Here is a 9,941-nt window from a genome sequence, read left to right on the forward strand (position 1 = left end):
GCCTCGGTGAGCGAGAAGTGCTTCTTGCCGCCCTCGCTCTCGCTGGCGATCAGGCCCTCGTCCTCCAGCAGTTGGAGAGTCGGGTAGACCGAGCCGGGGCTGGGCTTCCATGCGCCGCCGCTGCGCTCGGCGATCTCCTGGATCATCTCGTAACCGTGCATCGGGCGCTCCTTGAGCAGCGCCAGGATCGACGCCCGCACATCGCCGCGCCGCGCCCTGCCGCGCGGGCCGCCGCGCCCCCGGCCGCCGAAGGGCCCAGCACCGAAAGGCCCGCCGAACGGCGGCCCGAAGGGGCCGAAGCCCGCCCGGCCCCGCCCGCCACCGAACGGGTGCCCGTGCCCGCGGCCGGGCCCGTGCGGCCCGAGGGGTCCGGCCTCGCCGGGACCCTCGGGACCGAAGCCATGACCGGGGCCGTGATAACGGGCGCCCGGCTCCCCGCGCCGCCCCTTGCCGCGTTCCACTCCGAAGGGATACATCGCCGGCTCCTTTCACCATCACATCTTTGATCCGTCGCGATGCTTCAACGATATATCGGAACCGATCGCATAACAAGCCCCCGCCCGCCCCGGCCTACCCCCAGGCGCCCCTCGCCCGCGCGGAAACGCGGCCGGCCCCGTACCGTCCTGGGGCATGAGGATCCGTACCGTCGACGCCTTCGCAGCCCGCCCCTACACCGGAAACCCGGCGGCCGTCGTCCTGTTGGGCGCGGACGGCTTCCTTGGGGAGGACCGCCTCCAGACACTCGCCGCCGAGATGAACCTGGCCGAGACCGCCTTCGCGCACCCGCTCCCCGACGACCCGGAGGCGGACTGGGCGCTGCGCTGGTTCACGCCGACGACGGAGGTGGACCTGTGCGGCCACGCCACCCTGGCGACCGCGCACCTGCTCGCCGCCGACGGCCTGCTGGGCGTGGGCGAACGCGTGCGCTTCCGCACCCGCGGCGGGGTGCTCGGCGCCGTAAGGGAACCGGACGGCACGCTCACCCTGGACTTCCCCACCGCCGAACCGGTCCCGGTGCCCGTGCCGGACGGTGCCGCGCGAGCGCTCGGCACCGAGCCGTCGGCCGCCTGGGACACCGGGACGCTGGGCATGCTGGTCCTGGAACTGGCCGACGAGCCCGCGGTGCGCGCCCTGTCCCCCGACCCGGTGGCCGTCGCCGCGCTGCCCAGCCCGGTGACGGTCGTGACGGCCGCCGCCACGCCGTCCGCGAGCAGCGCGGGGCACCCCGCCCACGACTTCGTCTCCCGTGTTTTCGCACCCGCCCAGGGGATTCCGGAGGACCCCGTCACCGGAAGCGCGCACACCGCGCTGGCCCCCCTGTGGTCACGGCGGCTGGGCCGGAACGTCCTGACGGGGCTTCAGGCCTCGCGGCGCACCGGGTACGTCCGCACCACACTGCGCGGCGACCGCACACTGCTGGGCGGCAGCGCGGTCACCGTCCTGGACGCGACGCTGCGCACACCGCTGTAGCCGCACGCACCATGGGCGGCGCGGGCGCCCGCGGGGCCGGGCCCCTGCCGTGGAGCCCCGCGGCGCGGGGCTCCACGGCGGGGGCCCTCACGGAGTGGGCAGCCAGTCCACCTTCCCCGCCAGCAGCGCGTAGCCGACGAAGGCCACGATGTCGATCAGCGCGTGCGCCACCACCAGGGGCCCCACCCGCCCCCACCGCCGGTACAGGAGGACGAAGACGACGCCCATCGCCACATTGCCCAGGAACCCGCCGACGCCCTGGTAGAGGTGGTACGAGCCGCGCAGGACCGCGCTCGCGGCGAGCGCGGACAGCGGAGCCCAGCCCAACTGGTCCAGTCTGCGCAGCAGGTAGCCGACCACGATCACCTCCTCCAGCACGGAGTTCTGCACCGCGGAGGCGATCAGCACCGGATACTTCCACCACACCTGGGGCAGCGACTCCGGCTCGACGGTGAGGTTGAAGCCGCTCGCCTGGGCCAGCAGGTAGAAGCCGATGCCGCAGCCGCCGACGCACGCGGCGACCACCGCGCCCCCGCCCAGGTCGAGGGAGGGCCTGCGCCGGTCGAAGCCGAGGACGCGCAGCCCGCCGGCCCCCTCGCGGGTGAGCAGGTGCGCCACCAGCGCGACGGGCACCAGCGCGGTCGCGATGCCGAACAGCTGCCAGGCCAGGTCGAGCCACGGCCGCCCCGGCGCCTGCGAGGAGTTGAGCCGCGCCGCCTGGTCCCCCAGCCCGCCCGGCCTCGTCAGCGCCCCCACGAAGCTGATCAGCGACGAGACGCCGCTGGCCCCCAGGGAGAGGGCCAGGACGAGCAACGTCTCCGTACGGAGTGCGCGCCGTGGCAGGCGCTCTCCGGCGAGACCCGCCCGCGCGGGCGGCGGGTTGTCAGGCGCCTGTGCGCGCACCCGTACCTCCTGTGTGCCTGTGCCGTATCGACGTGCGTCCGGCGGTCGCGCCCGTACCTCCCGCACGCCGCCGCGCGGACAGCTTCCGGGACGTCGACCGCCCTGCCACGACACAGCTTGCCCGACGACTCCCCGGCGGCCGGTCCGCGGGGGCACGGCGCGGTCCCCTCGCGCGGACGCCGCGAGCCTGCCCGGCGCCGGCCGGCTCCCCCACGGTCCCCGGCCTCCCGCCGGAGGACCGGGGCTCGTGCGCGCAGGGCGGACGAGCGGCGCCGCCCAGGACCCCTCGTCGGGAACCGCCGCCAAGTCCCGTCGCCGGCAACCGTGGTCAGAGCCGACGCCAGGAGCCGCGGTCAGAGCCGGCGTCAGGGCCCGTTGTCCCAGGTGTGCACGGCGGCGCCGTCCGCCGCCCGGTCGCAGTAGGCGCGTGTGACGGCCGCCAGCGCCTTCTCGCGGTCGAGCCCCGACTCCAGCGCCCGGCGGTAGGCCGACGCCTGCCAGGAAGCGCCGTTGACCCGCAGCCGGCACCGCTCCTCGATCACCGACAGGCAGCGGTCGCGGTCCGCGGGCTCCACACCCCAGGCGTCCAGCCCCGTGGCGGCCAGCGGCAGCAGTTCGTCCCGTACCAGCCGGGTGGCGGGCTGCCGTGCGAGGCCGCCTCGGCCGGCGCGCGGCCACCACAGCTCGGCCTCGATGCCGTACCGGCAGGCCGCCTCGAAGTTGCGTTCGGCGTACTCGAACGGCATCCGCTGCCACACCGGCCGCGGATCGTCCGCCAGGGCGCGCACGAGACCGTAGTAGAAGGCGGTGTTGGCCAGCACGTCGGTCACCGTCGGCCCGGCGGGCAGCACCCTGTTCTCCACCCGCAGGTGCGGCGCTCCCTGCATGATCCCGTAGACCGGCCGGTTCCAGCGGTAGATGGTGCCGTTGTGCAGGGTCAGCTCCGGGAGGGTGGGCACCCCGCCGGTGGCGAGGACGCGCTCGGGGTCCTCCTCGTCGCAGATCGGCAGCAGGGCGGGGAAGTAGCGCAGGTTCTCCTCGAACAGGTCGTAGGCGGAGGAGATCCAGCGCTCCCCGAACCAGGTGCGCGGTCGCACCCCCTGGGCGGCCAGTTCGGGTGACCGGGTGTCCGTGGCCTGCTGGAAGAGCGGGATGCGCGACTCGCGCCACAGCTCGTGCCCGAACAGGAAGGGAGAGTTGGCCCCCATGGCGATCTGCGCCCCGCTGATGGCCTGCGAGGCGTTCCACACGTCGGCGAACCGGGCCGGTGTCACCTGGAGGTGCAACTGGACGGAGGTGCAGGCGGACTCCGGCGCTATCGACTCCGAGGTGCTGGTCAGGTGTTCGACGCCGTCGATGTCGAGGACGATCTCCTCGCCGCGGGTCGCCATGATCTGGTCGTTGAGCAGCCGGTAGCGGTCGACCTCGGTGAGACTGGCGGACGTCAGGTCGCGCGCGGTGAGCGTGGGCAGCGTCCCGATCATGACGATCCGCGCGTCCACCTCACGGGCCTGCCGGTCCGCGTACGCCAGTCCGGTGCGGAGTTCCTCGGCGAGCTGGTCGAGAACGCGTCCGGAGAGCGTGTGCGGCACGATATTCACTTCGAGGTTGAACTGCCCCAGTTCCGTCTGGAAATCCGCGCTCGCGATGCGCTGGAGAACTTCGGCATTCACCATGAGCGGCTGGCCCTCGGCGTCCGCGAGATTCAGCTCGATCTCCAGTCCCATCAGATTCCTGGGCCGGTCGAACCTCTTCTCTTCCAGTAGCTGCCGCAGTCCCTGGAGACACGCGTGCAGCTTCTGCCGGTACCGCCGTCGATCGGACAGGTCGAACCTGTCGGCGACGACTTTCTCTCCCATCGGAGGCTTCCTCCCTGCTCGGGGCTGGTGCCGGGGCCGTCCCGGCCGAGCGTGCACCGATGATGCCCTGCCCGGCCGCCGGTAACGCCTGGCAGGGCTGACCGGGCGGGTAACCGCCGCTAGGCTGGCGGATGCCGGACGGCACATTCCCTGGGCATACGGCGGCGTCCCAGCCCTGCGGCACACTTCTCGTGATAAACACCGGCGACATCAGGCCGACCGCGTTTCCGGTGAATTCCGAGGTCATTGCCCCGCACTTGTCGTACCCGCAGGTAAAAAGGTTGCCGATTCGGCTGGTTATGCCCTTTCAGGAAACACCGGGCCAGGTTAGCGGAAACACTCTTCGAACACATCTCGTATAAACTACGCCAACGAGGCAGAGACTTGGCGTTCCCGGCCGCCCCTGTCGACCCCTCCCGCCGCGTTCGCGGTCCTTTTCCGCGCCGACACCGCCGTCCGCGCCCACGCCAGCACCATGTGTCTCCGAAGAGAGGCGTCCCGCCATGCCCCTGCACGTATCCCCGGCACCCGCCCCGGCCCTGCGCAGCGTCCAGACCGCCCTCGGCCTCCCGAGAACGGTCAGAGGCACCCGGGTCCCCGCGGCGCTGCGCACGGCCAAGGGCCCCCTGCGCGCCGAACTCCCGCTGCCCACCTACGAGATGGCGCGGGTGGCCCCCAACGCCACGGAGCGCGCCGCCAGGACGGCGGCGCCCACGCCCCGCACCCGGCTGACCGGCTGGCGCTTCCTGCTGCGCGACGGGGCCACCGGGCAGGAGGGCGGCCAGGGCACGGCGTACCTCGGCACCGCCGAGGCGGTCCTGACCGCGGACGGCTGGGCCTTCGGCCAGTTCCGGCAGGGGCCCTACGTGCTCTCCACGGTGCGGGCGGTGCGGCAGGCCGAGGCGCTGCCCGCCTCCTACCAGCCGCGCCTGCTGTCCGTGCCCGAGCTGTACATGCTCACTCTCTGGCTGCACCAGGACGCCTCCGCCGATCCGGCCGAGGGGACGCCCGACCCGGCCGACCTGCTGATCCCGCTGGCCCCCGCGCCGCCGGGCATCGCCCCGCACACCGCGCACCGCGTGGACGCGCTGCTGCCGGTGCTCACCCGCCGGCTGGTGGCCGCCCCGGCCGCCGCCCCCGGTACGGCGGCCGGGCCGCTGCTGCGCACCCCGGCGTGACCGTCGCACACACCGACGCCGCAGCGAGCGGGACCGGACACGTCGGCGTGCCGTCGTAGGCGGGCTGCTCCGGACGGACTAGTCCTTTCCGTGCCCCGAACTCCCCCGAAAGAACCGCTGTGTTGGACGCAACCGCCCGTGAGGGTGACGCGTCTGTGCGGTTGGGTACGAGCTGACGCGAAATCCCTGCGGATTCGAGCCGGCGGCGGAACACTGGGGGACGGACCGAACGTACGGGGTTACGGGGGGATCGGCCATGCAAAGCAAGCGCCGCAGGACAGACGCCATCACACGACGGAAGACGACAGCGACCATGTGCCAGCACCAGCCACCGTGCCCGACAGCGGACTCAGCCGACAGGGAGGCCGCGCGGCCCGTGGCCCACCACCCCGAACAGGGGTGGAGCCTGCTCTGCAACGGAGTCCTCCTCTTCGAGGACACCGGAGAACTGCTGCCGGACGGCCAGATCATCGCTCCGCACCGCCCGCTCGGCATCCGCCACGTCACGACGGCCGCCTGAGCGCGCCGCGCGGGACGCACGCCGGGAGGATCACGGAGTCACGGCCCAGGGCCGGTCCGAGGTCGCCACAGAGGTACGGCCCAGGGCCGTGGCGCATCACCACCGGATACGGCCCCAGGCTGTGGCGTATCACCACTGAATACGGCCCAAGGCTGTGGCACATCACCACTGGATACGGCCCAAGGCTGTTGCGCATCACCACTGGATACGGCACCGGGCCGGTACGGGATCGCCGTACCCGCCCGGTGCCGTTGCCGTCTCTCCTCGCGGGCCGGTCCGGCTGCCCGCCGGACCGGCCCCGGGGTCACCCGGCGTCGTACTCCGCGACCGGCGGGCACGAGCAGACCAGGTTGCGGTCGCCGAAGGCGCCGTCGATCCGGCGCACCGGCGGCCAGTACTTGTCGGAGGCGTCCACCCCGGCCGGGAAGACGGCCTCCTCACGGCCGTAGCCGTGCTGCCAGTCGCGGGCGAGCATCGCGGCGGTGTGCGGGGCGTTGCGCAGCGGGTTGTCCTGCGCGTCCCACTCCCCCGAACCGACCTTGTCGATCTCCGCACGGATCGCGATCATCGCCTCGCAGAACCGGTCGAGTTCGGTCAGGTCCTCGCTCTCCGTCGGCTCGATCATCAGCGTCCCGGCGACCGGGAACGACATCGTCGGCGCGTGGAAGCCGTAGTCGATCAGCCGCTTGGCGACGTCGTCGATGCTCACGCCCGTCTGCTTGGTCAGCGGACGGACATCGATGATGCACTCGTGCGCCACCAGCCCGTTCGGGCCGGTGTAGAGCACCGGGTAGTGCGGTTCCAGGCGCTTGGCGATGTAGTTGGCGCTCAGCACCGCCACCTGCGTCGCCCTGCGCAGCCCCTCGGCGCCCATCAGCCGCACATACGCCCATGAGATCGGCAGGATGCCGGCCGAGCCCCACGGCGCGCCCGAGACCGGCCCGATACCCGTCTCCGGCCCCGCGGCGGGCTGCAGCGGGTGGTTGGGCAGGTAGGGCGCCAGGTGCTCGCGCACGCCGATCGGCCCGACGCCCGGACCGCCGCCGCCGTGCGGGATGCAGAACGTCTTGTGCAGGTTGAGGTGCGAGACGTCCGCGCCGAACCGCCCCGGCCGGGCCAGGCCCAGTAGCGCGTTGAGGTTGGCGCCGTCCACATAGACCTGCCCGCCCGCGTCGTGCACGGCCGCGCACACCTCGGTGATGTGCTCCTCGAACACGCCGTGCGTCGAGGGGTAGGTGACCATCAGGACGGCCAGCTGGTCGCCGTACTGCTCGATCTTGGCGTGCAGATCGGCCACGTCCACGTCGCCGTTGTCGCTGGTCCCCACGACCACGACCTTCATGCCCGCCATGACGGCGCTGGCCGCGTTGGTGCCGTGCGCGGAGGAGGGGATCAGGCAGACGGTGCGCTGCTCCTGGCCGTTGGCGCGGTGGTAGGCGCGGACGGCCAGCAGCCCGGCCAGCTCGCCCTGGGAGCCCGCGTTGGGCTGGAGGGAGACCTTGTCGTAGCCGGTGACCTCGGCCAGCCGCTCTTCCAGCTCGCGGATCAGCGTCAGATAGCCCTCGGCCTGCTCGGCGGGCGCGAAGGGGTGCAGCGAGCCGAACTCCGGCCAGGTGACCGGCTCCATCTCCGTGGTGGCGTTCAGCTTCATCGTGCACGAGCCGAGCGGGATCATGCCACGGTCCAGCGCGTAGTCGCGGTCGGCCAGGCGGCGCAGATAGCGCAGCATCGCCGTCTCGGAGCGGTGCTCGTGGAAGACCGGGTGGGTCAGGTACTCGTCGGTGCGCAGCAGCCCCTCGGGGAGCGCCGCCCCCGCCTCCGGCCGGGAGGCGTCCCCGGCGATCCGCGCGTCCAGCGCGTCCGGGTCCGCCCCTTCCACGCCGAACGCCTGCCACACGGCCGTCAGGTGCTCGCGGCGGGTCGTCTCGTCGCAGGCGATGCCGACGTGGTCGGCGTCGACCTCCCGCAGGTTGATCCCGGCCTCCCGGGCCCGCCCGGCCACCTCGGCCGCCCGGCCCGGCACCCGCGCGGTGACCGTGTCGAAGAACCGCTCGTGGACGACCTCGACGCCGCCTGCCCGCAGCCCCTCCGCGAGCAGCACGGCGCAGCGGTGCGTGCGGCGCGCGATGGCGGCCAGTCCGTCCGGCCCGTGGTAGACGGCGTACATCCCGGCCATCACGGCGAGCAGCACCTGGGCGGTGCAGATGTTGCTGGTGGCCTTCTCACGGCGGATGTGCTGCTCGCGGGTCTGGAGTGCGAGCCGGTAGGCCTGGTCGCCGTCCGCGTCCTTGGAGACGCCGACGAGCCGGCCGGGAAGGCTGCGGGCGAACTTCTCGCGCACGGACATGTAGCCCGCGTGCGGCCCGCCGAAGCCCATCGGCACGCCGAAGCGCTGGCTGGAGCCCACCGCGATGTCCGCGCCCAGCTCGCCCGGCGACGTCAGCAGCGTGAGCGCGAGCAGATCGGCGGCCACCGTGACGACCGCGCCCAGCTCGTGCGCCCGCTCGATGACGGCCCGCGGGTCGCGCACGGCACCCGAGGCGCCCGGGTACTGGAGCAGCACGCCGAAGACGCCGCGCTCGGCGACCTCCTCGGGGATGCCGTCGCCCAGGTCGGCGACGACGACCTCCACCCCGGTGGGCTCGGCGCGGGTCCGCAGCACGGCGACGGTCTGCGGCAGGCAGTCCGCGTCGACCAGGAAGACCCCCTCCTTGACCTTGCCGACCCTGCGGGCGAGCGCCATCGCCTCGGCGGCTGCCGTGGACTCGTCCAGCAGGGAGGCACCGGCGGTGGGCAGCCCGGTCAGGTCGGCGACCACCGTCTGGAAGTTGAGCAGCGCCTCCAGCCGGCCCTGGGAGATCTCCGGCTGGTAGGGGGTGTAGGCGGTGTACCAGGCGGGGTTCTCCATGACGTTGCGCAGGATCACCGGCGGCGTGAACGTGCCGTGGTAACCCAGCCCGATCATGGAGTGCAGCACCTGGTTGCGGCGCGCGAGAGAGCGCAGTTCGGTCAGCACCTCGGCCTCGCCGCGCGCCTCGGGCAGCGCCGGCAGCTCGGTGCTGCGGATCACGTCGGGCACCGCAGCCGCGGTCAGCTCGTCGAGCGATCCGTAGCCGACCTGCGCGAGCATCTTGGCCTGCGCCCCGGCGTCGGGGCCGATGTGGCGGCGCTCGAAAGGCGTGCCGCCGTCCAGCGCGGAGAGCGGGGTGCGAGAGGAAGTCATCTGCGGGGGCCTCCTGGTCTGTGCGACCTGCGAGGGGCACCTTTACGGGTGCCCGGACGGCCTCCCCCTCTGTCATCTCGACCTGAGAGTTTCACCGATCCTCCCGCGACATCCAGGAGGCTCGGCTTACACCGTCGGTGAGGAGGGGCTTCGGCACTGGACCGGGGCCCGCCCTGCTTTCCAGAGTGACCTCGTCCGCGCGGTACGTGAGCCTGAGAGATTCCGGGGAGGAGTTGCTCCTTCGGCGCCTCCGGCAACTTCACCGGAGGACTCTCCCGCACGGGGTCGACAGCCACGACGAGCGTATCAGCGCCCCCTTGAGCGGTAACCCGGAGTGCACTCGAGTGGCCAACGGTCCCAACGTGCCGTTTCGTAGTGAGTACGAGCATGAGCAGCAGGTCACCAGCCGTGGGAGGAGACCCGTGCAGACAGACATAGATCCGCGGAGCCTGATCGGCCGCAAAGCGTTCGACAGCCGGGGCGACAAGATCGGCACCGTGGACGAGGTGTACCTCGACGACGCCACCGGCGAGCCCGAGTGGGCGGCGCTGCGCACCGGCCTCTTCAGCCGGGACGCGTTCGTGCCGCTGGAACCCTCCAGCCTGGACGAGACGGGGTTGCGGATCCCGTTCGAACGGGAGCTGATCCGGGGGGCGCCCGACTTCGGTGTGGGCCGCCACCTCTCGCCGCAGCAGGAGCTCCAGCTCTACCGCCACTACGGGCTGGAGGTCCCGGCGTCCGGCGAGTCCCCGGCGCCGCCGCCCCCGGACCGCGACTTCGGGCGTATC

8 protein-coding genes and 1 riboswitch are annotated in these 9,941 nt (G+C 72.7%); of the genes, 4 read left to right on the forward strand and 4 right to left on the reverse strand.

Features of this window, described 5'->3' with window-relative positions:
* The coding region (locus tag FM076_RS04055; protein ID WP_243274776.1) for a PadR family transcriptional regulator at window positions 1-476 on the reverse strand (476 nt) is incomplete at its 3' end.
* A gap of 154 nt (window positions 477-630) precedes the next feature.
* Here FM076_RS04055 and FM076_RS04060 point away from each other — a divergent pair.
* A complete protein-coding gene (locus tag FM076_RS04060; protein ID WP_173868566.1) occupies window positions 631-1,470 on the forward strand; it encodes a PhzF family phenazine biosynthesis protein in 840 nt (279 codons plus the stop codon).
* A gap of 87 nt (window positions 1,471-1,557) precedes the next feature.
* Here the strand turns inward: FM076_RS04060 and FM076_RS04065 are convergent, their stop codons facing one another.
* Both FM076_RS04065 and FM076_RS04070 read right to left on the reverse strand, forming a co-directional pair.
* Entirely contained in the window at window positions 1,558-2,373 is an 816-nt protein-coding gene (locus tag FM076_RS04065) for a CPBP family glutamic-type intramembrane protease (protein WP_173868567.1), read from the reverse strand.
* A 365-nt stretch (window positions 2,374-2,738) separates the two neighbouring features.
* On the reverse strand, window positions 2,739-4,232 hold the full coding sequence (locus FM076_RS04070; RefSeq protein ID WP_173868568.1) for a glutamate--cysteine ligase: 1,494 nt from the start codon (window positions 4,230-4,232) through the stop codon (window positions 2,739-2,741).
* Between the two features lie 503 nt (window positions 4,233-4,735).
* Here FM076_RS04070 and FM076_RS04075 point away from each other — a divergent pair.
* Both FM076_RS04075 and FM076_RS04080 read left to right on the forward strand, forming a co-directional pair.
* The gene (locus tag FM076_RS04075; protein ID WP_173868569.1) at window positions 4,736-5,410 is read left to right on the forward strand and encodes a hypothetical protein; all 675 of its coding nucleotides are present in this window, start codon (window positions 4,736-4,738) and stop codon (window positions 5,408-5,410) included.
* A gap of 313 nt (window positions 5,411-5,723) precedes the next feature.
* Window positions 5,724-5,930 carry a DUF5999 family protein gene (locus FM076_RS04080; protein WP_173874495.1) on the forward strand — a complete coding sequence of 69 codons (207 nt, stop codon included), beginning with the start codon at window positions 5,724-5,726 and terminating at the stop codon, window positions 5,928-5,930.
* Between the two features lie 304 nt (window positions 5,931-6,234).
* On the opposite strand, the gene gcvP is transcribed toward FM076_RS04080, so the two are convergent.
* Entirely contained in the window at window positions 6,235-9,153 is a 2,919-nt protein-coding gene (gene gcvP, locus FM076_RS04085; RefSeq protein WP_173868570.1) for an aminomethyl-transferring glycine dehydrogenase, read from the reverse strand.
* Between the two features lie 190 nt (window positions 9,154-9,343).
* Window positions 9,344-9,441: riboswitch (glycine riboswitch) on the reverse strand.
* 134 nt (window positions 9,442-9,575) lie between these two features.
* Between gcvP and FM076_RS04090 the strand changes: the two genes are divergently transcribed.
* The coding region (locus FM076_RS04090) for a PRC-barrel domain-containing protein (RefSeq protein ID WP_173868571.1) at window positions 9,576-9,941 on the forward strand (366 nt) is incomplete at its 3' end.

Source organism: Streptomyces albus subsp. chlorinus, from assembly GCF_013302895.1.
Classification (GTDB): domain Bacteria; phylum Actinomycetota; class Actinomycetes; order Streptomycetales; family Streptomycetaceae; genus Streptomyces; species Streptomyces chlorinus.

Excerpts from the sequence above, each read along its gene's own strand:
- FM076_RS04070 (WP_173868568.1), bottom strand. The coding sequence starts at position 4,232 with ATGGGAGAGAAAGTCGTCGCCGACAGGTTCGACCTGTCCGATCGACGG.
- FM076_RS04075 (WP_173868569.1), top strand. The coding sequence starts at position 4,736 with ATGCCCCTGCACGTATCCCCGGCACCCGCCCCGGCCCTGCGCAGCGTC.
- gcvP (WP_173868570.1), bottom strand. The coding sequence starts at position 9,153 with ATGACTTCCTCTCGCACCCCGCTCTCCGCGCTGGACGGCGGCACGCCT.
- FM076_RS04060 (WP_173868566.1), top strand. The coding sequence starts at position 631 with ATGAGGATCCGTACCGTCGACGCCTTCGCAGCCCGCCCCTACACCGGA.
- FM076_RS04080 (WP_173874495.1), top strand. The coding sequence starts at position 5,724 with ATGTGCCAGCACCAGCCACCGTGCCCGACAGCGGACTCAGCCGACAGG.